The organism is Phenylobacterium sp. (assembly GCF_025351295.1).
Taxonomy (GTDB): Bacteria; Pseudomonadota; Alphaproteobacteria; order Caulobacterales; family Caulobacteraceae; genus Phenylobacterium.
In genome coordinates this window covers 1-24,413 of record NZ_JANXWD010000028.1, presented here as the reverse complement: position 1 = coordinate 24,413, position 24,413 = coordinate 1, and the positions used below count along the sequence as shown (strand labels likewise).

General features: G+C 70.6%; 21 protein-coding genes. 9 read left to right on the top strand and 12 right to left on the bottom strand.

Translation table 11 applies throughout. The annotated features are described in order from the left end of the window. Positions 1 to 164: 164 nt before the first annotated feature. Positions 165 to 923 (top strand): hypothetical protein, encoded by a 759-nt coding sequence (locus tag Q0R13_RS04455; RefSeq protein WP_293900089.1) that lies wholly within the window; start codon positions 165 to 167, stop codon positions 921 to 923. A 130-nt stretch (positions 924 to 1,053) separates the two neighbouring features. Here the strand turns inward: Q0R13_RS04455 and Q0R13_RS04450 are convergent, their stop codons facing one another. After that, complete coding sequence (locus Q0R13_RS04450; protein WP_293900087.1) at positions 1,054 to 2,985, bottom strand: PAS domain-containing sensor histidine kinase; 1,932 nt, start codon at positions 2,983 to 2,985, stop codon at positions 1,054 to 1,056. Between the two features lie 203 nt (positions 2,986 to 3,188). Between Q0R13_RS04450 and Q0R13_RS04445 the strand changes: the two genes are divergently transcribed. Then, positions 3,189 to 4,676, top strand: a complete 1,488-nt coding sequence (locus tag Q0R13_RS04445) for an amidase (protein WP_293900085.1) — start codon at positions 3,189 to 3,191, stop codon at positions 4,674 to 4,676. Positions 4,677 to 4,715: 39 nt separating this feature from the next. Here the strand turns inward: Q0R13_RS04445 and Q0R13_RS04440 are convergent, their stop codons facing one another. Both Q0R13_RS04440 and Q0R13_RS04435 read right to left on the bottom strand, forming a co-directional pair. After that, on the bottom strand, positions 4,716 to 5,789 hold the full coding sequence (locus tag Q0R13_RS04440; RefSeq protein ID WP_293900083.1) for an acyl-CoA dehydrogenase family protein: 1,074 nt from the start codon (positions 5,787 to 5,789) through the stop codon (positions 4,716 to 4,718). Continuing rightward, positions 5,786 to 6,952, bottom strand: a complete 1,167-nt coding sequence (locus Q0R13_RS04435; protein WP_293900081.1) for an acyl-CoA dehydrogenase family protein — start codon at positions 6,950 to 6,952, stop codon at positions 5,786 to 5,788. Before Q0R13_RS04435 ends, Q0R13_RS04440 begins: the two co-directional genes overlap by 4 nt. Positions 6,953 to 7,065: 113 nt before the next feature. Between Q0R13_RS04435 and Q0R13_RS04430 the strand changes: the two genes are divergently transcribed. Then, positions 7,066 to 8,391 (top strand): sorbosone dehydrogenase family protein, encoded by a 1,326-nt coding sequence (locus Q0R13_RS04430; RefSeq protein ID WP_293900078.1) that lies wholly within the window; start codon positions 7,066 to 7,068, stop codon positions 8,389 to 8,391. Here Q0R13_RS04430 and Q0R13_RS04425 read toward each other — a convergent pair. The 3 genes from Q0R13_RS04425 to Q0R13_RS04415 are packed head-to-tail and all read right to left on the bottom strand — an operon-like array spanning position 8,373 to position 9,680. After that, positions 8,373 to 8,936, bottom strand: coding sequence for a GNAT family N-acetyltransferase (locus tag Q0R13_RS04425; RefSeq protein WP_293900075.1), 564 nt, complete (start codon positions 8,934 to 8,936; stop codon positions 8,373 to 8,375). The two genes, Q0R13_RS04430 and Q0R13_RS04425, sit on opposite strands and share 19 nt — an antisense overlap. Then, positions 8,937 to 9,305 carry a VOC family protein gene (locus tag Q0R13_RS04420; protein ID WP_293900072.1) on the bottom strand — a complete coding sequence of 123 codons (369 nt, stop codon included), beginning with the start codon at positions 9,303 to 9,305 and terminating at the stop codon, positions 8,937 to 8,939. It abuts the gene before it with no gap. 3 nt (positions 9,306 to 9,308) lie between these two features. Continuing rightward, the gene (locus Q0R13_RS04415; protein WP_293900069.1) at positions 9,309 to 9,680 is read right to left on the bottom strand and encodes a VOC family protein; all 372 of its coding nucleotides are present in this window, start codon (positions 9,678 to 9,680) and stop codon (positions 9,309 to 9,311) included. A 118-nt stretch (positions 9,681 to 9,798) separates the two neighbouring features. Here Q0R13_RS04415 and Q0R13_RS04410 point away from each other — a divergent pair, with 118 nt between their 5' ends. Further along, positions 9,799 to 12,168 carry a penicillin acylase family protein gene (locus Q0R13_RS04410; protein ID WP_293900066.1) on the top strand — a complete coding sequence of 790 codons (2,370 nt, stop codon included), beginning with the start codon at positions 9,799 to 9,801 and terminating at the stop codon, positions 12,166 to 12,168. Here Q0R13_RS04410 and Q0R13_RS04405 read toward each other — a convergent pair. From Q0R13_RS04405 to Q0R13_RS04390, 4 genes are all read right to left on the bottom strand, one after another. Continuing rightward, positions 12,165 to 14,240, bottom strand: a complete 2,076-nt coding sequence (locus Q0R13_RS04405; RefSeq protein WP_293900063.1) for a TonB-dependent receptor — start codon at positions 14,238 to 14,240, stop codon at positions 12,165 to 12,167. The two genes, Q0R13_RS04410 and Q0R13_RS04405, sit on opposite strands and share 4 nt — an antisense overlap. A 140-nt stretch (positions 14,241 to 14,380) precedes the next feature. Continuing rightward, on the bottom strand, positions 14,381 to 15,073 hold the full coding sequence (locus tag Q0R13_RS04400) for an SDR family NAD(P)-dependent oxidoreductase (protein ID WP_293900060.1): 693 nt from the start codon (positions 15,071 to 15,073) through the stop codon (positions 14,381 to 14,383). Between the two features lie 8 nt (positions 15,074 to 15,081). Next, complete coding sequence (locus tag Q0R13_RS04395) at positions 15,082 to 16,254, bottom strand: acetyl-CoA C-acetyltransferase (RefSeq protein WP_293900057.1); 1,173 nt, start codon at positions 16,252 to 16,254, stop codon at positions 15,082 to 15,084. 134 nt (positions 16,255 to 16,388) lie between these two features. Next, positions 16,389 to 16,883, bottom strand: a complete 495-nt coding sequence (locus Q0R13_RS04390) for a GAF domain-containing protein (RefSeq protein ID WP_293900054.1) — start codon at positions 16,881 to 16,883, stop codon at positions 16,389 to 16,391. Positions 16,884 to 16,971: 88 nt separating this feature from the next. On the opposite strand from Q0R13_RS04390, the gene Q0R13_RS04385 reads away from it, so the two are divergent. The 5 genes from Q0R13_RS04385 to Q0R13_RS04365 all read left to right on the top strand — a co-directional run bounded on the left by Q0R13_RS04385 (position 16,972) and on the right by Q0R13_RS04365 (position 22,194). Continuing rightward, on the top strand, positions 16,972 to 19,002 hold the full coding sequence (locus Q0R13_RS04385) for a S9 family peptidase (protein WP_293900051.1): 2,031 nt from the start codon (positions 16,972 to 16,974) through the stop codon (positions 19,000 to 19,002). A gap of 93 nt (positions 19,003 to 19,095) precedes the next feature. Continuing rightward, the gene (locus tag Q0R13_RS04380; RefSeq protein WP_293900048.1) at positions 19,096 to 20,058 is read left to right on the top strand and encodes a helix-turn-helix domain-containing protein; all 963 of its coding nucleotides are present in this window, start codon (positions 19,096 to 19,098) and stop codon (positions 20,056 to 20,058) included. Positions 20,059 to 20,214: 156 nt separating this feature from the next. Further along, positions 20,215 to 20,658 (top strand): helix-turn-helix transcriptional regulator, encoded by a 444-nt coding sequence (locus Q0R13_RS04375; protein ID WP_293900045.1) that lies wholly within the window; start codon positions 20,215 to 20,217, stop codon positions 20,656 to 20,658. Between the two features lie 109 nt (positions 20,659 to 20,767). Next, positions 20,768 to 21,427: a YceI family protein gene (locus Q0R13_RS04370; RefSeq protein ID WP_293900042.1), complete on the top strand. Its 660-nt coding sequence runs from the start codon at positions 20,768 to 20,770 to the stop codon at positions 21,425 to 21,427. A 188-nt stretch (positions 21,428 to 21,615) separates the two neighbouring features. Then, on the top strand, positions 21,616 to 22,194 hold the full coding sequence (locus Q0R13_RS04365) for a class I SAM-dependent methyltransferase (RefSeq protein WP_293900039.1): 579 nt from the start codon (positions 21,616 to 21,618) through the stop codon (positions 22,192 to 22,194). Here Q0R13_RS04365 and Q0R13_RS04360 read toward each other — a convergent pair. Both Q0R13_RS04360 and Q0R13_RS04355 read right to left on the bottom strand, forming a co-directional pair. Further along, entirely contained in the window at positions 22,191 to 22,691 is a 501-nt protein-coding gene (locus Q0R13_RS04360; protein ID WP_293900036.1) for a helix-turn-helix domain-containing protein, read from the bottom strand. The two genes, Q0R13_RS04365 and Q0R13_RS04360, sit on opposite strands and share 4 nt — an antisense overlap. 49 nt (positions 22,692 to 22,740) lie before the next feature. Next, positions 22,741 to 24,228 (bottom strand): MFS transporter, encoded by a 1,488-nt coding sequence (locus Q0R13_RS04355; protein WP_293900034.1) that lies wholly within the window; start codon positions 24,226 to 24,228, stop codon positions 22,741 to 22,743. Between the last annotated feature and the right edge of the window lie 185 nt (positions 24,229 to 24,413).

Here is a 24,413-nt window from a genome sequence, read left to right as displayed (position 1 = left end):
AGACCCCGCGCCGCGAACCCGGCACGCCTGAAGCCTGCCCTTTCCACCCCCCGCTCTTCAGCCGGCCTGCGCCGGCTTCGGCGCGCGGTCCGGCTTTCCCGTCGACGCGAAAGAAGAGGCGCGGAGCCTTGACATTGCGCAGGTTATGTTCTACTTTTGTTCCAATGCACCCCGCGGTCCTCACGCCTGAACGCATCGACGCCATGCTGTCCTGCACGGCCGAGATCTGCATGGCCGGCGTCGAGGAGGCCGGGGCGCGACTGAAGGCCGCGCCGGATGCCGAGGCCTTCGAGCGCACCGGCCGCACGCTCAACACCGTGTGCCGCAACCTGCGCCAGATCATCGCGATGAAGCTGCGCTTCGACCGCGAGCAGGCCGGAATCGCCGTCGAGCGCCGCCACGCGGCCGAGGTCGAGCACCAGGACGCCGAACGCGTCCGCAATACCGCCGTCATCCGCCACCGCGGGCAGGTGCGCCGCCACTTCCAGCGCGTCCTGTGGGCCGAATACGAGCCCGACGACGCCCAGGAGGTCTTCAACGACCTGGACGACCGGCTCGGCGACCTCGCCGAGGACGCGGCGTTCCTCGACACCCCCATCGAGATCCTGATCGCGCGCCTGGCCGAGGAACTCGACCTGGTCCCGGCCGAGGCCGGCGCGCCAGAGGATGAGGCCGCCGCTCCGCCCGTCCCCGCGATGGCCGAAGAGGCTTCAGCACCGGACGAAGAGACGCCGGCCGAGGCCCCCGATCCGGTCGAGACCATCCCGCCGCCATCGCTCGAAGCGGCCCCGCCGCCCGAGCCGGCCCCGCCCGACCCGCCCCCGCCAGACCCGCCGCCACCCGAGCCCCCGCCTGAGCCCTACCTCATGCCCTGGGAACGCGGCATCCGTGATCCCCGCGGCAGCTTCGGCTGGATGTCATAACCCCCCAACCGTCATCCCGCGGCTGGGCCGCGGGACCCATGCTCGCCTCAACACCACCCCCCCGGCGCGCTCCGCCGCGGGACCTTCCCGCACGTCCGCGCTGAGAAGACGGCCGGCCGCGGTCGCTCGTTCAGTTCGCGACCGTTTCCGCCGGGTCCTCGTCCACGAACAGCACCTCGTTGAGCGCATCCAGCAGGCCGGCCAGGGTGATCGGCTTTTCCAGGTGGCGGTCGGCGCCGGCCGCGCGGCTGGCGGCGACATGCTCGGGCAGCGCGTTGGCGGTCAGCATGATCACCGGCGTGGCCGCGGCGCCCCGGGCCGCCTCGTCCCGACGGATGTGGCGGGTGGCCTCCAGCCCGTCCATCACCGGCATCTGCATGTCCATCAGCACCACGTCGAACGGACCCGCCGCCAGCGCCGCCAGCGCCTCGGCCCCGTCCACGACGCTGGTCACCTCGGCCAGGCCGTCCAGCATCAACTCCACGACCTTGCGGTTGGTGGGGTGGTCGTCGGCCAGCAGCACGCGCAGCGACCGGTCCGGCGCCTCGGCCAGCCGCGGGGCCTCGGGCCCGGCGATCGCCTGCGCCGGCGCCAGCGGCAGGTCGAACCAGAACGTCGCCCCCTCGCCCTCGTGGCCCTCGGCGTCCAGCACCCCGCCCATCAGCTCGGTCAGCTGGCGCGAGATGGTCATCCCCAGGCCGGTGCCGCCGAACCGCCGGGTGATCGAGCCGTCGGCCTGGTGGAAGCGACCGAACAGCTGCTCCTTCATCTCCGGCTTGAAGCCGATGCCGGTGTCGCGGACCGTCAGGCGCACGCGGCCCGCGGGCCCGGCCCCCGCCGTCAGCACGACCGAGCCCTTCTGCGTGAACTTCACCGCGTTCGACAGCAGGTTCAGCAACACCTGGCGGATCCGGTAGGGGTCGCCCTCGAAGGCGCGGTCCACCTCGGCGGCCACGTGCATCTTCAGCGCCACCCCCTTCTCGTCGGCCTGCAGCCGGGCCAGGGCCGCGGTCGAGCGGATCAGGTCGCCCATGTCGAAGACCGTGGTCTCCAGGGTTACCCGGCCGGCCTCGATGCGCGCCAGGTCCAGGATGTCGGTGAGCAGACGCTCCAGCGTCGCCCCCGACGAGGCGATGATCTCGACCAGCTCCCGGGCCTTGGGGTCCAGGTTGGCGCGGGCCAGCAGGTCGGCGCCGGCGACGATGCCGTTCAGCGGCGTGCGGATCTCGTGGCTCATGTTGGCCAGGAACTCGCTCTTGGCCAGGTTGGCGTTCTCCGCCTCGGCCAGGGCGCTGCGCAGCGCCAGGGCGGCCTCGCGCCGCTCGGTGACGTCCTCGCCCAGGGTCACCAGGTGCAGCGGCTGGTCGCCGTCATAGGTGGCGAACTTCTTGGTGGTGAAATAGCGCACCCCGTCGCGGGTGGTGATCGGCTCCTCTTCGGAGACCTGCATCCGGCGCGACGCGATGACCTCCGCATCCTCGTCGGCGAACCCCTGGGCCTCGTTGGCGGGGAACAGCTCGAAGGCGTCGCGGCCGACCCACTCGGCGCTGGAGAGGCCGAACGCCTCCTCGGCCGCGCGGTTGATCAGCACATAACGGCCGTCCCGCGCGCGCTTGACCAGGATCGGGTTGGGCAGCAGGCGCACCAGGGTGTCGAGGAAGGCTTCGGACTCCATGACCGAGGAGATGTCGCGCGAGACCGCCAGCAGCTGCACGATCTCGCCGCCGCGGTCGCGCACCGGCGACATCACCGTCTCCAACCACAGCCGGCGGCCGGTATTGGTCACGCAGAGTCCCCGGAACGAGCCGACCCGGCCCTTGGCCGCCGCGGCGATGGCGTCCTGCATCGGGCCGCGGCTCTCGGGCGGCCACAGCAGCGGCCAGGACATCCCGCGGATTTCGTCGAGGCCGATCTCGGCCATCGCCACGCCCGCCGGATTCAGATGGACGATCTCGCCGGCGGGGGTCAGGACCCGGGCGCACTCCGGCCAGGCGTCCAGAACCGCCTCGAGGTCCACGGACCCGAAAACCGGAGCTCGGGCCGCCGTCTCTTCCGCCGCCACGAATGTCCCCTTCCACGCCCCGCGTGCGTAGGTTGGGATTGGGGCACAGATTTCCAAACGATTTGACAAGGCCGGGCCGGATTCACGCTGCGGCGTCGTGAACCGGCACGACACGACCACTCGGCCCTTGCGGGCGCCGCGGGCGACCGGCCAAGGTCTACGCGACACCGGGACGTCAGAAGCGCCGGGATCGGGGAAGCGTCATGGCTGAGATTTCGCGGCGCGCGTTCGGCGCCTTCACCCTCGCGGGGATCGCCGCCCAGGCCCACGCCAAGGCGCCGGCGCCGGCGGTCAAGCCGGCCTGGCCCGACGCCACCGAGACCGCCGCCATGATCCGCGCCGGGCAGGTCTCGGCCCTGGAGGTCGTGCAAGGCGCCATCGACCGGGCCGAGAGGCTGCAGCCGAAGCTGAACTTCCTGGTCGCCTCCGACTTCGACCGCGCCCTGGCCCGCGCCAGGGCCGGCGGCCAGACCGGCCCGTTCGCCGGCGTACCCTTCCTGATCAAGGACCTGGACGACGTCACCGGCCTGCCCACCCGGTCCGGCTCGCGCGCCATGCTGGCCATGCCGCCGGCGGCCCGGCAGTCGCCGCTGGTCGACGCCTTCGCCCGCGCCGGGGTCGACGTCATCGGCAAGTCCGCGACGCCCGAGTACGGCTTCCTGCCGACCACCGAGCCCACGGCCTTCGGCCCGACGCGCAATCCCTGGGATCCCACACGCTCGTCCGGCGGCTCATCGGGCGGCGCGGCGGTGGCGACGGCGGCCGGCATCGTGCCCTTCGCGCACGCCAGCGACGGCGGCGGCTCGATCCGCATCCCGGCCTCCTGCTGCGGCCTGTTCGGCCTGAAGCCCTCGCGCGGCCGCATGGTCGGGACCCGTGCGCAGACCCGGATCTCCGACCTGGGGGTGGAGCATGTGCTGACCCGCAGCGTCCGCGACTCCGCGGCGATGTTCGCGCTGATCGAAGATACCGGTCCCGGGTCGCAGCACCCGCCAGTCGGGCTGGTCACGGCGCCGCTCAAGACCTCCCTGCGCGTGGGCCTGCTGATCGACGGCGGGGCTGGCAAGCCGCCCTCGCCGGAGGTGCGCGCCGCCACGGAGCGTTCCGCCAGGCTGCTGGAAAGCCTCGGCCACAAGGTCACGCCCACCGCCTGGCCGATGGGCCCGGAGTTCATCGACGACTTCCTGCGGCTCTGGGCCTCGGGCGCCGCCGACCTCAGCCGCGCGGTGGGCCAGATGCTGGGCCACGCGCCGACCGCCGACACCCTGGAGGCCTTCACCCTGGGCATGGCGCAGAAGGCCGCCCGGGCGGCGTCGGACGCCCTGCCCCAGGCCCTGCAGCGCCTGCAGGCCGCCGCAATGGCCTACGATCCCTGGTTCGTCGGCCACCAGTTCGACGTGATCGTGTCGCCGGTGCTGGCCGCCCCCCCGCCGCCGCTGGGCTACGTCGGTCCGGACGTTCCGTTCGACACCCTGATCCAGCGGCTGACCGATTATGTGGGCTACACCACCTACCACAACGTGGTCGGCGCCCCGGCCATGAGCGTGCCGCTCAACTGGACCGACGCCGGCCTGCCGGTCGGGACCATGGTCGCCGCCCGGGTCGGCGCCGAGGGCCTGCTGTTCCAGCTCGCCTACCAGTTGGAAACCGCGCGGCCCTGGGCGGACAGGGCGCCGCCGGTGCGTGCCTGAAGCCCTTCCTGTCCCGCCGTCGGCGGGAGAGAAAGGGCTCTAAGCCGCCAACCCCTGCAGCCGCGCGGCGATCTCGCGCACCCGCTCGGGGCCGCCCAGCAGCTGGCGGTTCTGGCCGATGCGCTTGAACCAGTAGTGCAGGCCCAGGAGGTCGGTCATGCCGATGCCGCCGTGTACCTCGGTCGAGGTGCGGGCGACGAAGCGGCCGATCTCCGAGAGGTGGGCCTTGGCGTGGGCGGCCATCAGCGGCGCCTCGTCCGGCGCGTGGTCGAAGGCGTAGGCGGCGTACCAGACCAGGGCGCGGGCCGGCTCCAGCTCCGCGGCCATCTCGGCGCACAGGTGCTTCACGGCCTGGAACGAGCCGATGGTGCGGCCGAACTGCTTGCGCTCCTTGGCGTAGGCGACGGCCCTGTCCAGCATCGTCTGCGCCGCGCCCAGGGTATCGGCCGCCAGCATCACCCAGGCCGCGTCGCGCAGCCGGCCCAGCGCCTGGTTCGAGGCCAGGGGTTCGGCCGGGGTGTCCTTGAAGGTCAGCTCGGCGATCCGCCGCGTGGCGTCGAGGCTGGGCATCGGCTCGGCGCTCCCGGCGCTCTGCGCCAGGTGCAGGCCGCCGGTCCGGTCGGCCACGATCAGCAGGTCGGCGCCGGACGCATCCAGGGCGAACAGCGCCTTGCCGGTCAGCCGTCCGTCGCTGGCGATGACCCCCGCGCCTTCCCGCGCCCCGGCGATGGGCTCCGAGATCGCCACGCCGGCGGTCGCCTCGCCCGAGGCCAGCTTCGGCAGCCAATGCGCCTGCTGTTCCGCCGATCCGCCCAGCGCCAGCGCCAGCGGCGCCAGCACCGCCGACCCCAGGAACGGGGTCGGCGCCACGACGCGTCCCAGCGCCTCGGCCGCCAGCATCGCCTCCACCAGCCCCAGGCCCAGCCCGCCATGCTCCTCGGCGATCATCAGCCCGGGCAGGCCCAGCTCCGCAAGCCCGGCCCAGATGTCGGGCGCGGAACATTCGTCCCGGTCGGCGAACCGGCGCACCCGCTCCAGCGGCGACAGGTCGGCCAGCGCCCGGTTCAGGCTGTCCTGAAGCATCGTCTGGTCTTCGGAGAGCGCGAACCTCATGCCGCCACCGTCTTCGGCTCGCGGGGCATGCCCAGGCCGCGCTCGGAGATGATGTTCTTCTGGATCTGCGCGGTGCCGCCGCCGATGATCAGGCCCAGGTCGAACATGTAGTTCCGCTGCCAATTGCCCTTGGCCCGCAGGTGCGGCCCGTCGTGGTAGAGGATGCCCAGCTCGCCCAGGGCGTCGATGGCCAGCGCCGCCACCTGGTGGTTCAGCTCGCAGCCCTGCAGCTTGACCACCATCCGCGCCAGGCCCGCGGTGTCGTCGGTCAGGGTGCGCAGGCCGTTGAACTTCATCGAGAACACCCGGGCCTGCAGCTGCATCAGCCGATCGCGGAACACCGGGTTGTCGATGATCCGCTGCCCGTCGACCGTCTCGCGCGTCATCAGCTCGATCAGCGCCTTCAGCCGCGCCTCGGTGGCGTTGGGGTCGCCCAGCATGCCGCGCTCGTGCTTCAGCGTCGTGTTGGCCACGAACCAGCCCCGGCCCCGCCCGCCGACCACATTGGCCTTGGGCACCCGCACGTCGGTGAAGAACACCTCGTTGAACTCGGCCGAGCCGGTCATGGTCTTCAGCGGTCGCACGTCGATGCCCGGCGTCGACATCGGGAACAGGATGTAGGAGATGCCCTCGTGCTTGGCGGCCTGGGGCTCTGTCCGCACCAGGCAGAACATCATCTGGGCCTGGGCCGCGGTGCTGGTCCAGATTTTCGAGCCCGAGATCAGGAAGTCGTCGCCGTCCTCCACCGCCTTGGTCTGCAGGTTGGCGAGGTCCGAGCCGGCGCCGGGCTCGGAATAGCCCTGGCACCAGATGATCTCGCCGCGCAGGGTCGGGCCGATCCAGCGGGTCTTCTGCTCCTCCGAGCCCACCTCCAGCAGGGTCGGCACCAGCATGGCGATCCCCTGCCCGCTCATCCCGCGCGGCGCCCCGGCGGCGATGAATTCCTCGCCGATGATCCGGCCCTTGAGGATGTCGGGTTCCGCGCCATAGCCGCCGTAGGCCTTGGGGATGGTGCGGGCCGCATAGCCGGCGTCGATCAGTAGCGCCTGCCAGGCCTTCGGGTCCTTGGGCGCGCCGCCCTCGTGCGCCCCGGCATGGTCGGCCAGAAAGGCGCGGACCTCGTCGCGGAAGGCGGCCAGTTGCGGCGTGAGCGTCAGGTCCATGGGATCCCCATCGGCATATCTCCACCGACTACCGCATACGTTTCCCTGCGGCACGCAACGCCGCCGTGGGGTGGGCGTTAGGGAAGGCCGGGACGCGTGAGAGCGAGTGGACGATGAAACAACTGTTGCTGACGGGGGCCGCCGCCCTGAGCCTTGCGGCCTGTTCGAGCGGATCGCCCGATCCGATGGTCGGCTTCGGCCCCAATCCTGAGATGAAGGCGCCGCACACCAGCCTGATCCCCAATGTGGGCGTGCCCAAGGTCGTCCACTGGGCGGCCGGCGCCGCGCCCAAGGCGCCGCCGGGGTTCGTGGTCACCCGCTATGCCGAGGGCCTGGACCATCCGCGCTGGCTGCTCGTGCTGCCCAACGGCGACGTGCTGGCGTCCGAGGCGGCCGGGCCGCCCAGCACCGGCGACAAGACCAACACCGGCATCCGCGCCTTGGTGCAGAAGATGCTGATGAAGAAGGTGAAATCCATCGTCCCCAGCCCGGACCGGATCATCCTGCTGCGCGACAGGGACGGTGACGGGATCGCCGAGACCAGGACGGTCTTCGCCCAGGGCCTGAAGAGCCCGTTCGGCATGACGCTCTCGGGCGGCGTGCTCTACGTGGCGAACACCGACGGCGTGGTCAGCTTCCCCTACCGCGACGGCCAGACGCAGGTCACCGGCGTCGGGACCAAGGTGTTCGACCTGCCGGGCCCACCCATCAATCACCACTGGACCAAGAACGTGGTCGCCAGCCCGGACGGGTCGAAGCTGTTCGCCACGGTCGGCTCCAACTCCAACATCGGCGACAACGGCATGGCCGCCGAGCAAGGCCGCGCGGCGATCTGGGTCTACGACATGGCCACCCGCCAGGCGCGGGTCTACGCCAGTGGCCTGCGCAACCCCAACGGCCTCGACTTCGAGCCGACCACGGGGGCGGTCTGGACCGTCGCCAACGAGCGCGACGAGATCGGCAACGACGTGCCGCCCGACTACCTGACCAGCGTCAGGGAAGGCGGCTTCTATGGCTGGCCCTACAGCTACTGGGGCCAGAACGTCGACACGCGGGTCCAGCCCCAGCGCCCCGACCTGGTCGCCAAGGCCATCGCCCCCGACTACGGCCTGGGCCCGCACACCGCCTCGCTGGGCCTGACCTTCTACAAGGCCAGCGCCTTCCCGGCGCAATATCGCGGCGGCGCCTTCGTGGGCCAGCACGGCTCGTGGAACCGCCAGCCGCTGAACGGCTACCGCGTGGTCTTCGTGCCCTTCGCCGGCGGCCGGCCGCAGATGCCCGCCCAGCCGTTCCTCACCGGTTTCCTCAACGCCGACAACAAGATCCAGGGCCGCCCGGTGGGCGTGGCCGTGGACGGCAAGGGGGCCCTGCTGGTCGCCGATGATGTGGGCGGCATGGTCTGGCGCGTGGCGCCGGCGGCTCAGAGCGCGATGCGATAGCGCAGGCCCTCGGCCTCGCCATAGGCGGCGGGCTTGCGGAAGCGGTCGACGAGGACGCCGCCGTTGGCCTCGATCACCCGCTGCGACGCGACGTTGTCCGGGTCGGTGGTCAACTCGACGTAGGGCAGGCCCCTCGCCCGGGCGTCAGGCAGCGCCAGCGCCAGCGCCGCCGTGGCATAGCCGCGTCCCTGCCTCCACGGGACCACGCCATAGCCGATGTGCCCGAGCACGTGCGGCGGCAGATCCGGCGTCCCCGGCTGCCAGCGAAAGCCGACGGTCCCGCAGAACTGGCCGTCCCAGATCCAGCGGTAATAGCCCGGCAGCCGCACCACCTTGGTCCCGTCCGGCAAGATGATCGGCGCGCCCCGGCCCTCCGGATCGTCCTGCGAGGCGACGAAAGCGGCGGCGTCCTCGGCGATGCGCGCCAGTTGCTCGTCAGCGCCGAGCCGGCCACGGACGTTATCCGGCGACCACCCCCGCTTCAGCGCGTCCACATATTGCGGCAGGCCGTCCAGCGACGCCTTCCGAAGCTCGACCGCCGCCACTCAACCCATCCTGAAGACACAGACCTTGTTGCCGTCGAGGTCGCGGAAGTAGGCGCCGTAGAAGTTGTCCATGCGCTGGCCGGGCGGGCCCTCGCAGCTTGCGCCGGCGGCCATCGCGGCGGCGTGGACCTGGTCCACCATCGCCGGCGAGGCCGCCGACAGCGCCACCATCCCGCCGTTGCCGGACGTCGCGGCCTGACCGTCGAAGGGCAAGGTGACGCCCAGCATCGCCCCGCGGCCTGGGCCGCCGTAGTAGAGCGACCGCTCATAGACCAGGGTCCGGCGCCCGCCCAACGGGGCGAGCACCTTGTCGTAGAATCCCTTGGCGCGATCCAGGTCGTTCGTGCCGATGGTGGTGTAGCCGATCATCCCTCAGCCCATGTTGAAGACGCAGACCTTGTTGCCGTCCAGGTCGCGGAAATAGGCGCCGTAGAAGGTCGGCATCCGCTGGCCGGGGGCGCCGTCGCAGGTTCCGCCGGCCGCGACCGCGGCGGCGTGGGCGGCGTCCACCTGCGTCTTGCTGGCGGCCGGCAGGCCGAACATGGTGCCGTTGCCGGAGGTGGCGGGCTGTTCGTCATAGGGCTTGCTGACGGCGATCATGCCGGGCGTGTCCTTGCTACCGTAGAACTGCATGCGGTCGCCGTTGGCGAAGGTGCGCGCGCCGCCGAGGGTGGCCAGGACGGCGTCATAGAACTTGGTCGCGCGGTCGAGGTCGTTGGTGCCGATAGTCGCGTAGCCGATCATGGGTGTCCCCTTCCAAAGGACCCTCAGCCTAGCGGATGACGTGGGCGGAAGCGCAAGCGCTGCGTGACGGAACCGGCGTTCGCGGTCCACTATCGCGCCAACCAGGGAGGCGGGGACGATGCGGGCGCTGTTCGGAGGGATCGTTGCGGGGCTGGCGCTGGGCGCCGGGGCGGCGCAGGCGGAGCTGTCCAGCGCCGTGCGCCACGAGGACCGCGCGGTCGCGGGCCTGGCCCAGCCCGCCCAGATCATCGTCGACCGCTGGGGCATCCCGCACATCTATGCGAAGTCGGCGCGCGATGCCTTCTTCCTCCAGGGCTACAACGCCGCCCGCGACCGGCTCTGGCAGATCGACCTGTGGCGCAAACGCGGCCTGGGCCGGCTCTCCGCCAGCTTCGGCCCGGCCTATGTGGCGCAGGACCGGGCGGCGCGGCTGTTCCTCTATCGTGGCGACATGGCGGCCGAATGGGCGGCCTATGACCCGGGGGCGCGGGAGAGTGTCGAGGCCTTCGCCGCCGGGGTGAACGCCTATGTGGCCGAGGTGCGGGCGGGCCAGCGGCCGCTGCCGGTGGAGTTCCGGCTGACCGGCAGCCAGCCCGAGGCCTGGAACCCCGAGGACATCCTGCGCATCCGCAGCCACGCCCTGGTCTCCAACGTCACCTCCGAAGTGGCCCGGGCGCAGGTGGTCTGCGCCGGTGGCGTCCCGGCCGATGCGCTGCGCCGCAAGCTGGAGCCGGCGCACAGGCTGACCGTGCCCAAGGGCCTCAACCCCTGCGACGTCCCGGCCGGGGTGCTGGACGACTATGTCCTGGCCACCGATCCGGTCAGCTTCGAGGCGCTGGCGTCTAAGCAGGCCGAGGCCGCGCCGCCGCGGCAGCTGGCCCAGGTGATCGACGAGCGCGCCGCCGAGGGCTCCAACAACTGGGTGATCTCCGCCGCGCGCACCGCGACCGGCCGCCCGATCCTGGCCAACGATCCGCACCGGCCGGTGGGCGTGCCGTCGCTGCGCTACATCGCCCACCTGGACGCACCCGGCCTGTCGATCATCGGGGCCGGCGAGCCCGCCCTGCCCGGCGTCTCGCTCGGCCACAACGACCGGACGGCGTTCGGGATCACCATCTTCTACATCGATCAGGAGGACCTCTACGTCTACGAGACCAAGGGGAACACCTACCGTTACAAGGGCGGCTGGGAGCCGATGACGGTGGTCAGGGAGACCATCGGGGTGAAGGGCGAGGCGCCGCGCCAGGTCGAACTGCACTTCACCCGCCACGGCGCCGTGGTGTTCCAGGATGACGCCAAGGGCCGCGCCTTCACGGTGCGCACGGTGTGGACCGAGCCCGGCCTGTCCGGCTACTTCGGCTCGTCGCGGATGTGGCATGCGAAAAACTGGGGCGATTTCCAGACCGCCCGCAACCGCTGGGGCGCCCCGCCGCTGAACCTGGTCTATGCCGACACCTCGGGCGAGGTGGGCTGGTCGGCCGCCGGGCGCACGCCGATCCGGCCCAACTGGGACGGGCTGCTGCCGGTGCCGGGCGACGGCCGCTACGAGTGGGCCGGGTTCATGGCCGACGGCGGCCTGCCCGCCAGCCGCAATCCCGCCGCCGGCTATTTCGCCACCGCCAACGCCATGAACCTGCCGGCCGACTGGAAGGGCATGGTCGGCTACGAGTGGGCCGACCCGACGCGGACCGTCCGCATCCACGAGGTGCTGGACGGCGAGCCGAAAGGAACCCTGGCCGACTCCATGGCCCTGCAGACCGACGCGGTCAGCACCCAGGCGCGCCGCGGCGTGGCCCTGGTCCGCGGCCTGACCTCGGCCGATCCCGGCGTCGCCCGGGCGCTGGGCGTCCTGCAGGGCTGGGACGCCAACGAGGGGGTCGATAGCCAGGCCGCCGCGATCTACGAGATCTGGGTCACCAAGCATCTGGGCGGCGCTGTGGTCGCCGCCGCCGCGCCGCAGGCGGCCAGGGCGCTGCTCGGGCAGAGCTCGCCCGACCCGATCCTGACCTGGCTGGAGGCCGCGCCGCCCGCCGTCCGCGATCCGATCCTGCTCGCCAGCCTGGCCGACGCCGTCGCCGAGGTGACGCAACGCCTCGGACCCGATCCGGCCGGCTGGACCTGGGGCCGGCTGCACCACGCCCGCTTCGTCCCGGCCATCGCCGCGATCGCCGACCCCGGCCTGGCCGCGCAGATGAGCCTTGGCCCGCTCAGGATCCCCGGCTCGGCCTCGACGCCGAGGGCGGCGACCTACAACGCCAAGACCTTCGACCAGATCGCCGGCGCCTCGGTGCGGATGGTGCTGGACGTCGGCGCCTGGGACAACTCCATGGTCATCAACACCCCCGGCCAGTCGGGCGACCCGCTCAGCCCGCACTACCGCGACCTGTTCCCGCTGTGGGCGGCCGGCGCCTACGTCCCGCTGCGGTTCAGCCGGGCGGCGGTGGAGGGGGAGGCGGAGCTGGTGATGGCGCTGACGCCGGCGAATTAGCCCAGGGTCTTGCGGACCCGGACGTTCACGCTGCCGCGGAACTCGGCGCTGCGCTCGTCGGTGTAGTCGAGGCGGCCAAGGTTGCGCGGCCCCACATAGACCTCGCGGATGCGCCGCGCGTTGCGCAGGGTGACGCCGTTCACCTCGACCCGGATCGAGAGATCGGGGCGCGGCTTGTATTCGCCGTACACGACGACCCAGGTCGAGTATTTCTTGGTCTCGATCTCGGCCAGGCGGAAGAACCGCTCGCGGTAGCCGCCGATCGCGTCGATGCCCCAGGTGGCGTTCCACCGCGGCAGGTCCTGGCTGTAGTGGCCCTCCCAGTCGATCGGGTGCTGGCCGGAGATTTCACGCGACCGGCCGGTGATCGGGTCGGTGACCTGGGTGTCGCGCCAGGTGGACTGCAGCTTGAGCTGGGCGGCGCGGATTCCGAACCGCTGGAGCGGCACGGTGAGGCTGGCCTGGATCTCGTCCTTCGTGCCCGGTCCGATGTTGTCGGGACGATCGGCCGCCGCCTGGCCGGTGAGCGGATCGCGGATGATGGCGCCGCGACCATCGCGCGCCGGCCCCCGGTCCACGGTGTCGGTGATGTCGAAATGGCGGACGGTGAGCAGCGCCGCGCCCGCGCCCCAGAACCGACGCTCATAGGCCGCCTCGTACACCCACGCCTGCTGCGGGGTCAGGTCCGGATTGCCGGCCACCACCGTCCCCGTCGAGGCGACGTTCGACGAGGCGACGAAGTCGTCGAAATTCAGCTGGCCGACCTCGCGCTCCACCCGCAGGCGGAACTGGCTCAGGCCGTCCGGCGCCCAGGTGAGGGCCGCGCGGGGCTTCAGGAAATGCAGCGACTTGCGCAGCACCAGATCGCCGTCCGAGGTCACCTGCGAGGCCTCCTGGCGGACCCCGGCCTCCAGGGTCAGCGTCGAGGTCGCCTGCCAGGTGCCGCGCGCGAACACCTCGCCCCGCAGTTCCTCCACCTGCACATTGGCGGCCGGCACCGCGATCGCGCGGCTGTTGACCGTGAGGTCGGTCTTGCTGTCGAGGTGGTTGAAGGCGCCTTCCGCGCCGGTCTCCAGGGTCACGCCCGGCGGACCCCGCAGCCGAAATTGCACGCGGCCGGTGCTCTCGGTGGACTGGCGATCCAGCCGGAAATTGCGGGTCAGGCCCGGCCCCTCGAAATGCACGGTCGTGGTCAGATGGCTGAACTGCTGGAAGCCGGTGGTCTCCAGCCCGACGCGGTCGTTCAGCGGCCGGTTGAACCGTCCGCCGAGTTCGACCTGGCGCTTCTGATTGTCGTCGAACTCATATTCCAGGCCGGCGAGGCTGCGGTAGTGGTCGTAGATCTCGACGGACCCCGGATTGAAGATCAGCGCGCCGTTGAGGTGCGCGTGCCCCCCGAACAGGGGCGTCTCATAGCCGGCCGTGGTGTTGATGCGCGCGCCATAGGAATAGCCGTCGACATGGGAGTGCAGGCGCACCGACCCGTCGGCGTTGTAGCGGAACCGGCTGCCGATCCCGTACTCGTTGTTCGGCAGGATGCCGGTGCCCAGCACCTGGCTGAATTCGGCCGCGCGCCCGCCGGACCAACGCCATTGGCCCTCGAACCGCAGGCTCGGCAGCACCTTGCCGTTGTAGATGAAGAACATGCTGGGCGAGATCGCGCCGCGGAAGCCGGCGGTCTGGCGGCGCACGACATTGGCCAGGATCGTGCGCCCGTCCATGTCGATGCCCGGCGCGCCGCCGCGGATCAGCTCGATCCGCTCCACCGACGCCGCGGGGATGCGCTTCAGGATGTCGTCCAGGCCATCGTTCTTGGACACCGGCGGCTGGCCGTCGATCAGCACATTGCCGCTGGACCCGGCCAGGCCACGGACCACGACGCCCTTGTCGAAGGCGAAGCCGGGCACGCGCAGCACCATGTCGTAGGCGCTGATCGGCTTGGACTCCGCGAAGAATCCCGGCGGATAGGCGATGACGCCCCGATCCGGCCCGGCGGGCGCCGGAGCGGCGGGGACGGCCTGCGCGGCCGCCTGCGGCGCAGCGGCCGCGGCGATCATAATCCATGGGCCCATCTTCGGGGCGTCCCCTCCCGGAGGGGCCAGTGTGACGTACTTCGTACAGCCAAGCTATCGGCGTTCAGTTAGCGCGCCGATCTCCGAGGGATGGGTGCGGGACCAAACCCGTGTTCCCCGCGTCGCGCGGAAGGCAGGGATCAGACCCGCCCGGTCACCGGGATCAGGGCGCCGGTCACGGCCGTGGCGGCCTCGCTGGCCAGGAACAGCATCACCGCCGCCAGGTCGGCCGGCGCGACCCAGGCGGCGGGGTCGGCCTCGGGCATCTCGGCGCGGTTGGCGGGGGTGTCGAGGATCGAGGGCAGCACGGCGTTGACCGTGACGTTGTCGGCCTTCAGCTCCTCCGCCAGGGATTGGGTCAGGGCGTGGACGCCGGCCTTGGAGGCCGCATAGGCGCCCATGCCCAGCGAAGCCTTCAGCGCCGCGGCGGCGCCGACATTGACGATGCGCCCGGCCGCGCTGCGCCGCAGATGCGGGATGGCGGCCTGGCTGGCGTTCATCGCCGTGAGCACGTTCAGCCGGTAGAGCCGCGGCCAGGTGTCGTAGTCGCCGCCCTCCACCTTCTGCCAGGAAAAGCCCCCGGCGATATTGAGCAGGCCGTCCAACCCACCGAACCGCTCCGCCACCGCGTCGATGGCCGCGCCCGTCTGCACCGCGTCGGTCAGGTCGACGCCGGGCAGCACGAGCACGTCCGGACCCACCGGCGAGCCTGCCGGCGCATCCCTGGCGAAGTCGATCAGCGCCAGGCGCGCGCCCTGGCCGACGGCGGCCCTGGCCACCGCCGAGCCCAGGACGCCGAACGCGCCGGTGATCGCCAGGGCGCGTCCGGCCATGCGAACCCCTACAGCCGCTCAACGATGGTGACGTTGGCCAGGCCGCCGCCCTCGCACATGGTCTGCAGGCCGTACTTCTTGCCGCGGGCCTTCAGCGCATAGAGCAGGGTGGTCATCAGCTTGGTGCCGGACGCGCCCAGCGGGTGGCCCAGCGCGATGGCGCCGCCATTGACGTTCACCCGCTCCGGATTGGCGCCCAGCTTCTGGATGAAGGCCACCGGCACCGAGGCGAAGGCCTCGTTGACTTCGAACAGGTCGATGTCGTCGATCGACATGCCGGCCCGCTTCAGCGCCCGTTCGGTGGCCGGGATCGGGGCTTCCAGCATGATCACCGGGTCGTGGCCCAGCAGGGAGAGATGGTGGACCCGGGCCATCGGGGTCAGCCCGTGCTCCTTCAGCGCCCGCTCCGAGACCACCATCACGCCCGAGGCGCCGTCGCAGATCTGGCTGGAGGTCGCCGCGGTGAGCTGGCCGCCCTCCTGGAGCAGCTTCACCGCCCGCATGCCATCCAGGCTGACGTCGAAGCGGATGCCCTCGTCGCTGTCGTGGCGGACGATATTGCCTTCCTTGTCCAGGCCGTCGAGGGCCAGGATCTCGTCCTTGAAGGCCCCGCCCTGGGTGGCGGCGATGGCGCGCTGGTGGCTGTGGTAGCCGAACTCGTCCAGCTGCTCCTTGGTCAGGCCGTACTTGGCGGCGACCATCTCGGCGCCCATGAACTGGCTGAACTGGATGTTGGGATAGCGTTCTTCCATGCGCGGGCTCTTGGGAACCCCCAGGCCTTCCTTGGCCGGGAGGATCACCGACATGCCCATCGGTGCGCGGGTCATGCTCTCGACGCCCGAGGCGATGACGATGTCCATGGTGCCGCTCATGATCGCCTGGGCGGCGAACTGCAGCGCCTGCTGCGAGGAGCCGCACTGGCGGTCCACCGAGGTGGCCGGCACGCTTTCCGGCAGCTTCGACGCCAGGACGGCGTTGCGGCCGATGTTGGTGGACTGCTCGCCGGCCTGGGTAACGCAGCCCATGATCACGTCCTCGACCGCAGCCGGATCGACCCCCGTGCGCACTATCAGCTCGTCCAGCACCGACCCGGCCAGGTCGGCCGGATGCCAGCCCCGCATGCGGCCACCCTTGCGCCCGCCGGCGGTCCGCGTGGCGGCTACGATATAGGCCTCGGCCATGTGATTGCTCCGTTCGTTCGTCCACTTGCGCCACTCAAGGCGCCTCGCCGCAAACCTAGGGGGGCGCCCCTGCGTAAGACAACGCCGCGGCGTTACGCCTTGCGCTCCCGCCCGCGGCGGCAAAGGCAGGGTCGCTACGAAAACGTCGCGGCCAGGATCTTCTCCAGCCACGCCCGGTCCACGCCGTCGAACGCCGCCGGCGCTTCGGAGTCGACGTCGAACACGGCGATCAGCTTTCCCGCCGGGTCAAATACCGGGGCGACGATCTCGCTGGCGGAGCGGCTGTCGCAGGCGATGTGGCCGGGGAAGGCGTGGACGTCCGCCACCACCTGGGTGGTCCGCGTCGCCGCCGCCGCCCCGCACACCCCCCGCCCGAAGGCGATGCGCATGCAGCCGAGGCTGCCCTGGTAGGGGCCGACCACCAGCTCGTCGGGCCGCTCAGGGTCGACCACGTAGAACCCGGTCCAGAAATAGTGGGCGAAGCTGGAGGCCAGCATGGAGGCCACGGTGGCCATCCGCGCGACCCGGTTCGGCTCGCCGTCCAGCACGGCGGCGATCTGCTCGGCAACGGCGGCATAGCGCTCCGCCTTCTCGGCGGGCAGGATGGTTTCGTTGAAGGCTTCGGCCATGGCGTCTGGCTTAGCGTCAGGTCGCGCCTGGACAAAGGCCGCAGGCGCGCATTTTCTGCCCGCCCTGTTCAGCGTCCGGGAGGGTGGAATGCGTCTGGCGGTTCTGGTGACGGCTTTGGCCCTGGCCGCGGGGTCTGTCTCGGCCCAGGAGGGGCCGTCCAGGACCTTCGGGGCGCGCGACCTGTTCGGCCTGCAGGCGGCCAGCGATCCGCAGGTGCGGCCGGACGGCTCGGCCGTCGCCTATGTGCGGATCGCCAACGACATCATGAGCGACCGCGCGCGCCGCTCGATCTGGCTGGTCGATCCGGCCAGCGGCGCCCAGACCCCGGTGGTCGCCGACGACAACGCCAACCTGTCGCCCCGCTGGTCGCCGGACGGGACGCGGCTGGCCTATGTCTCGGCCGGGTCGAACGGGGCGCAGATCTATGTGCGCTGGATGGCCACCGGCCACTCCGCGCGGATCGCCAACCTGGAGCAGGCCCCCAACGACATCGCCTGGTCGCCGGACGGCCGGACCTTGGCCTTCACCCTGCTGAGCGTGGACGAGGGCAAGCCGCTGGGCCCGGGGCTGAAGAAACCCGAGGGCGCCAAGTGGGCCGAACCGCTGCGTATCATCGACCGCGTCACCTACCGCGCCGACGGCGAGGGGCTGCTGAAGCCGGGCTACCACCACCTGTTCGCGGTCGCCGCCGACGGCGGCCAGCCGCGCCAGCTCACCTTCGGCCGGTTCGACGACGCCGGGCCGATCAGCTTCACCCGCGACGGCAAGGCGGTGCTGTTCGCCACCAACCGCGCCGAGACCTGGGAGCGCGACCCGCAGGAGGCCGAGGTCTACCAGGTGGGTCTGGCCGACGGGGCCATGACCCGGCTGACCAACCGGGTCGGACCGGACAACTCGGCGGTTCCCTCCCCGGACGGGTCGAAGATCGCCTACATCGGCTTCGACGACGCGCGGCGGCGGGGCTACGAGAACCAGCGGCTCTACCTGATGGACCACGACGGCAAGAACCCCCACGTCCTGACCGGCAGCCTGGACCGCAGCGTCGGCGCGCCGCAGTGGGCGGCGGACGGCAAGTCCGTCTACGTCGCCTATGAGGATGAAGGCGCCACCAAGCTCGCCCGCGTCGGGCTGGACGGCAAGGTCGAGACCCTGTTCGCGGGCCTGGCGGGCGGCGGGTTCGACCGGCCCTACACCGGCGGCGAGTACTCGGTAGGCAAGGGCGGCCTGATCGTCTTCACCGGCGGGGCGGCGGATCATCCCGCCGACCTGAGCGTGTGGCGCGCGGGCAAGCTGCAGCGGCTGACCGACCTCAACGCCGACCTGCTGGCCGGCAAGGCGCTGGGCAGGGTCGAGCCGCTGGCCGTGACCTCCAGCTACGACAGGCGGCCGATCGGCGCCTGGATGGTCACCCCGCCCAACTTCGACCCGGCGAAGAAATACCCGCTGATCCTGGAGATCCACGGCGGGCCGTTCTCGGCCTATGGCCCGACCTTCGCCACCGACATGCAGCTCTATGCGGCGGCGGGCTATGTGGTGGTCTATTCGAACCCGCGGGGATCCACCTCCTATGGCGAGGCGTTCGCCAACACCATCGACCGCAACTATCCCAGCCACGACTACGACGACCTGATGAGCGTGGTGGACGCCGCCATCGCCAAGGGCTCGGTGGACCCGGCCCACCTCTACGTCACCGGCGGGTCCGGCGGCGGGGCGCTGACCGCCTGGATCGTCGGCAAGACCGACCGGTTCCGCGCCGCGGCCACCCAGAAGCCGGTGATCAACTGGACCAGCGAGGTGCTGACCACCGACGGCTACAACCAGATGGCCCCCTATTGGTTCGGCAAGATGCCGTGGGAGGACCCCCAGGGCTACTGGGCCCGCTCGCCGCTGTCGCTGGTCGGCAACGTCAAGACGCCGACCCTGGTGGTAGTCGGCACCGAGGACAACCGCACCCCACCGTCGGAGGCCGAGCAGTATTTCGCCGCGCTGCAGCTGCGCGGTGTCCCCACGACCCTGGTGCGGGTGCCGGGGGCCAGCCACGGTGGCATCGCCTCGCGGCCCTCGCAGTCCGCCGCCAAGGCCGGGGCGATTCTCGCGTGGTTCGAGAGATACAGGTGACCTAAATCGCCTTGGGGTTGCACCATAATGCCAATCCGGCCGTAACATGGTTTATGGTCAACGATACGTTCTAAGTCGGGGGGCATAGGCGACATGGCGCGGCAGGCGCCCCACAGCAGCATCCGCGTGGCGGCGCGCCTCGCGAACGGCTTTGCCCTGGACCTGGTGAAGCTGGGCGGGTTCGGCCGCGACGTGATCGACGGCCTGCTGATGGCCGCCATCAGCCAGGCCAATGTCGCCCAGATCACCCGCAGCCCGCTGCTGCAGCGGACCTACGCCAGCCTGGACCAGCCGCCGCCGGACGAGCTGCGCCGGCCGGTCAGCATCAGCGCCATCGCCAACTCCCTGCGCATCCCGTTCGAGACCGCCCGGCGGCGGATCGCGGCCCTGGTCGAGGTCGGCATCGTCAAGGCCACGCCCAAGGGGGTGATCATCCCGACCGCGCCGCTCAACTCGCCGTTCTACCGGATGGCGGCGGAGGCGAACTACGCCCTGGTCCGCAACCTCTATTTCCGGCTGCGAGGCATCGGCATGCTGGACGACCTGCCGCGGCCGAACGGGCCGCCTTTCGACCCGGACCATCCGCCGGTCCGGCTGGTGATCCGGCTGTCGTCCGACTATGTGCTGCGGCTGGCCGAGCCGCTGAGCGCGCACGTGGGCGACCTGGTGACCGGCCTGATCCTGATGGACGTGATCCAGGCCAATACCGGGCACATGCCGGACAGCGAGGGCGGCGAGCCCGACACCGACTGGTCTCCGGCCGCTTTCGTTCCCGACAGCCAGCGCCGGCTGGTCCGCGCCGCTACGCTCTCCGAGCGGCTGGGCATCCCGCCGGAGACGGTCCGCCGCCACCTGGCCCAACTGGCCAAGGCCGACATCTGCGAGCGGATCGGGGACGGCTATCGCGTGCCGGCGCGGGTTTTGGCGGGCACGGCCTTCATCCAGTTCATGGTGGACAATGAGTCGCACCTGCATCGCCTCTACGCCGGATTGGCGGATTTCAGCGTTCTCTCCGAGTGGGAACGCGAGATTCTGGCGCTGCGCGGCGCGGCCTGACGAAACGGGAACGTGGGATACCCCCAAAATGGGTAGGCGCGGGTTTTCCAAGGGCGCCACCGTGCCTCAACTTATGGACGTACCTCGGGGGAGGTGCAGAAGCGGGGGTCGTTCCATCGGGGGGTGGCGCGATCCCCGCGCCAACAGGCCGGGAACATGACGAAGCCATTGGAACGAGACCTTGAAGCCGTCGCCGTGCTTGGCGACGCCAGCGTGGGCCGGGGCGAAGGCCCCCACCCGGTCGACCGCCATGTCGGTGTGCGCATCCGCATGCGCCGCAAGGAGATGGGCGTCAGCCAGGAGCGTCTGGCCGAGGCGCTCGGCATCACCTTCCAGCAGGTGCAGAAGTACGAGCGCGGCGCCAACCGCGTCTCCGCCTCCAAGCTGTGGGAAATCGCAGGCGCGCTGCGCACGCCGATCGCCTATTTCTACGATGGCCTGGGCGACCAGGACGCCGCCAACGCCCAGCGTGACGCGGCCCAGGACTTCATGCTCTCCACCGATGGCATCGAACTGATGGCGTGCTTCCCGCGCATCGCCGAGGCCGCCATCCGGCGTAAGATCGTCGAACTGGTCCGGGTGGTCGCCGAGGAAAGCTGACGAGCGCTTGCCTGCTCTTCATGAGGAGGGCCAGCTTGCCAGAGTAGAGCAGGGTGGGAAGTGCGGGGCGCCGCGTCTTTGATGCATCGTCCGCCACCGGGAGCCCGCCATGAACGCCCTGCCATCGCTGATCGCGCTCGCCGCCCTGCTCAGCGCCTGTTCCCCGGCCCCTAAGCCGGCCCGGGAGGCTGCTGCTGCACCCCAGGCCCCGGCCGATGCGCCGGCGGGCGAATATACGATGGACCCGGCGCACACCAGTTTGAACTTCCGCATCGATCATATGGGCCTGTCGCACTACACCGCGCGCTTCACCCGGCTGGACGGCAAGCTGGCCTTCGACCCGGCCAACCCGGGCGCCCAGAGCGTGACGGCGACGATCGACGCCGGCTCGCTGCAGACCAACTATCCGGACCCCGCCAAGCTCAACTTCGACGCCCAGGTCGAGACGGAGTTCCTGGAGACCGCGAAGTTCCCGCGGATCACCTTCCGGTCCACCAAGGTCGAGCCGACCGGCGCCCGGACCGCGCGGATCACCGGCGACCTGACCCTGCATGGCGTGACCCGGCCGGTGACGCTCGAGGCCACGTTCAACGGCGGCTACAAAGCCGGCGGCATGGACCCGATGGGCGCCCGCATCGGCGTCTCCGCCAAGGGGTCGTTCAGGCGCTCGGAGTTCGGCATCGCCTACGGCCTGCCGGCGCCGGGCACGACCATGGGCGTCGGCGACCTGATCGACGTCGCCATCGAGGGCGAGTTCACCAAGAAGTAGGCGGCCGGGGCGACGGCCCCTACTGTCGCGGCCTTCGCCCCCGCCGAGGTCGCCCGATGTCGCGTGTCGCAGCCCGCTTGAGACAGGCCCACGCCGCGGTTGCGGATCTGTTTCACTGGCCCCTGCGGCGGACTGGGCCAGATCCCTATCACGCGGTGTTTCCCGAGTTCCTCGAGCTTGTGGCCGCCATGGAGTCGCCCACGGTGCTGGAACTGGGCGCGCGCAACGTCACGGGGATCACCCGCGGTCACCTGTTTGCGAACGCCGGCCGGTTCATCGGCTGCGACATCCACCCCGGCGAGGGCGTCGACCTGGTGGCGGACGTCCACGCCCTGTCGAAATCGGTGGCGCCGGGCTCGGTCGACGCGGTGTTCTGCGTCTCAGTGTTCGAGCACCTGGTCTATCCCTGGAAGGCGGTGCTGGAGATGAACCGGGTGCTGAAGCCCGGCGGCTATCTGTTCATCTCCACCCACCCGACCTGGCCGGCGCACGAGCTGCCGTGGGACTTCTGGCGGTTTCCGGTGGCGGGGCTGGCGCACCTGTTCGTGCCCGACACAGGCTTCGAGCTGGTGCGCGCGACCGAAGGCCTGCCGGCCAAGCTCTACAGCCTAGTCGCCGACGCCCCGACCCGCGGCATCTACGCCTTCGATATGCATCTGGCGGTGGCCGTCATCGCCCGCAAGACCCACGACTACGACGCCGACAAGCTGCGCTGGGACATCGATGTGGCCGAGGTGGTGCGGTCGGAATACCCGCGGCGGGCTTAGCCCCCACCGCGCGCCACGACATCTTCGTACGCCGCCTGTAGTTCCGCCAGGACCGAGCGGCCCTCGCCGGGCTGGCCCAGGTGGCGGCGGCGCAGTTCGTCCATGAAGGCCTCCCACATCGGCGGCCCGCCCGCCTCCAGCAGTTTCGCGCGGATCGACAGGTCCTCGGTGACCGCCAGGTGCTTCGAGCCCCAGCCGCCGATCAGCGCCAGGATCGGGACCAGCTGGATAGCCTGTTCGCTCAGGCTGTAGATGGCCTTCTGCTTGTGGCTGGGGTCGTCGGCGCGGGTGATCATCCCCTGCGCCATCAGCCGCTTCAGCCGGTCGGCCAGGATGTTGGAGGCGATCCCCTCCTCCGACCGGCCCAATAGCTCGCGGAAGTGGCGGCGGTCGCCGAACATCATGTCGCGCAGCACCAGCAGGCTCCAGCGGTCACCCAGGATCTCGAGCGTGAGGTTGATCGGGCAACCGGATCTGAGCGTGTGCGACTCGGCCATGACTGCTTGCATATTTGCATCGGTTCGGGGCTTTGCAAGCGGCGCCCGGTCAGGCCAGCCTCCCCGTCGCGGACGCCGGTTCGCCCTCCTGAACCAGGTCTGCCGCGGCGGCCAGTTTGCGCAGGGTGTCGTGGTGGCTGGACCGGCTGATGCCATACCCCAGCAGCAGCAGGGTGGCGGTCCCGTACAGCACGATCTGGGTCGGGACATAGACCTGGCCCAGGGCATGGACGATGGCCGGATCGATCGCCCCAGGCTTGACCCCGACCGGGAAGTGGATCGACGAGATGATCAGGCCGGAGGCGAAGATGCCGAACCCCGTCGTGGCCTTGGCGGCGAAGGCGATGGCAGCGAAGAACAGGCCCTCCTGCCGCCGCCCGGTCTTCAGCTCGGAGTCCTCCACGACGTCGGCGATCATCGAGGAGAACAGGATGTTGGCGATGATCCCCAGGCCGACCGCCAGGATATTGGTGACGAAGATCGTCCCGAAGATCAGCGGCGAGTCGTTGGCCGGGAAGGCGCCCAGCAGGCGCAGCGAGATCGGGCCGATGGAGAAGGCCAGCCCGGCGGGCAGCAGCAGCATGGCGACCGCCCGCTTCTCGAAGCGCTGCGCCAGTCGCGGGGCGACGATGAAGGCGAGGATCGCGGCCGTCAGGCTCGACAGGGCGAACAGGCCGATCTCGGCGGCGCTGAACTCCCAGAAGTAGGTGGAGAAGTAGAGGTTGATCGCGAAACCCAGGCCGATCCCGGCGTAGAGGAAGAAGGCTGACGCCAGGATCATCAGGAAGTTGCGGTTGGCCATGGCGCCGACCATCTCGCGAGCCAGCCGGCCCAGGGTGACCCGCCGCTGCGGCGGGTCTCGCAGGTGGGGGATCTGGCGGTGGGTGCCGATCGAGGTGACCAGGATGGCGAACAGCATCAGCCCGGCCGCGAACATCCCATAGTGCGCATAGCCGGCGGGATTGAGCTGGCCGACGGCGTATTTCGCGGTGGGCTTCAGGAAGACGAACAGCGCCAGGCCGTACATGGCCAGGCCGCCGACCCATCCGAACAGGTAGCGATAGCTGAGCAGGCGCGTCCGCTCGTCGTATTCGGTGGTCAGTTCCGCGGCGAGCGCCGCCGAGGGGATCTCGTAGCAGCTGATGAAGCTGCGGATCAGCACCGCCACGGCCACGAGGTAGACGACCTGCCCGGTCTGGCTCCACCCGGTCGGCGGGTTCCAGATCAGCAGGTAGCTGACCGCCACGGGAATGGCCGCCGCATACATCCACGGGTGCCGGCGTCCCCATCGCGAGCGGGTGTTGTCCGACAGCTGGCCGACCAGCGGGTCGACGAAGGCGTCGATCACCAGGGCCAGCATGATGGCGAACCCGACGGTCCGGGCCGGCACGCCCACCACCTGCGCATAGAAGAAGGCCAGGAAGTAGGAGAAGCCGTTGTCCTTCACCCCGAACGCGACCGAGCCGAAGCCGTAGAACCATCGCGTCGAAGCGCTCAGCCGTCGCGCACCGACCGGTGCGGGGATCTCATGGGACAAGGGCTTCCTCCGATGCGCGGCTTTGCCGTCTGCGGCCGGCAGGGTGCGGGAGGGGTTCGGAGCCGTCAATCGGTTTGAGCGTATGGTACGGTCGGTACGGCCGAAACCCTAGCCGGGCGCGTTTGAACGTACGGTATCTCCGCCGTTGCAGGACATGGCGTCCCTCCTCCTCGATGGAGGAGGGG

Coding starts and splice junctions, on each gene's coding strand:
- Q0R13_RS04455 (WP_293900089.1), top strand. CDS start 165: ATGCACCCCGCGGTCCTCACGCCTGAACGCATCGACGCCATGCTGTCC.
- Q0R13_RS04445 (WP_293900085.1), top strand. CDS start 3,189: ATGGCTGAGATTTCGCGGCGCGCGTTCGGCGCCTTCACCCTCGCGGGG.
- Q0R13_RS04440 (WP_293900083.1), bottom strand. CDS start 5,789: ATGAGGTTCGCGCTCTCCGAAGACCAGACGATGCTTCAGGACAGCCTG.
- Q0R13_RS04435 (WP_293900081.1), bottom strand. CDS start 6,952: ATGGACCTGACGCTCACGCCGCAACTGGCCGCCTTCCGCGACGAGGTC.
- Q0R13_RS04430 (WP_293900078.1), top strand. CDS start 7,066: ATGAAACAACTGTTGCTGACGGGGGCCGCCGCCCTGAGCCTTGCGGCC.
- Q0R13_RS04420 (WP_293900072.1), bottom strand. CDS start 9,305: ATGATCGGCTACACCACCATCGGCACGAACGACCTGGATCGCGCCAAG.
- Q0R13_RS04415 (WP_293900069.1), bottom strand. CDS start 9,680: ATGATCGGCTACGCGACTATCGGCACCAACGACCTCGACCGCGCGACC.
- Q0R13_RS04410 (WP_293900066.1), top strand. CDS start 9,799: ATGCGGGCGCTGTTCGGAGGGATCGTTGCGGGGCTGGCGCTGGGCGCC.
- Q0R13_RS04405 (WP_293900063.1), bottom strand. CDS start 14,240: ATGGGCCCATGGATTATGATCGCCGCGGCCGCTGCGCCGCAGGCGGCC.
- Q0R13_RS04400 (WP_293900060.1), bottom strand. CDS start 15,073: ATGGCCGGACGCGCCCTGGCGATCACCGGCGCGTTCGGCGTCCTGGGC.
- Q0R13_RS04395 (WP_293900057.1), bottom strand. CDS start 16,254: ATGGCCGAGGCCTATATCGTAGCCGCCACGCGGACCGCCGGCGGGCGC.
- Q0R13_RS04390 (WP_293900054.1), bottom strand. CDS start 16,883: ATGGCCGAAGCCTTCAACGAAACCATCCTGCCCGCCGAGAAGGCGGAG.
- Q0R13_RS04385 (WP_293900051.1), top strand. CDS start 16,972: ATGCGTCTGGCGGTTCTGGTGACGGCTTTGGCCCTGGCCGCGGGGTCT.
- Q0R13_RS04380 (WP_293900048.1), top strand. CDS start 19,096: ATGGCGCGGCAGGCGCCCCACAGCAGCATCCGCGTGGCGGCGCGCCTC.
- Q0R13_RS04375 (WP_293900045.1), top strand. CDS start 20,215: ATGACGAAGCCATTGGAACGAGACCTTGAAGCCGTCGCCGTGCTTGGC.
- Q0R13_RS04370 (WP_293900042.1), top strand. CDS start 20,768: ATGAACGCCCTGCCATCGCTGATCGCGCTCGCCGCCCTGCTCAGCGCC.
- Q0R13_RS04365 (WP_293900039.1), top strand. CDS start 21,616: ATGGAGTCGCCCACGGTGCTGGAACTGGGCGCGCGCAACGTCACGGGG.
- Q0R13_RS04360 (WP_293900036.1), bottom strand. CDS start 22,691: ATGGCCGAGTCGCACACGCTCAGATCCGGTTGCCCGATCAACCTCACG.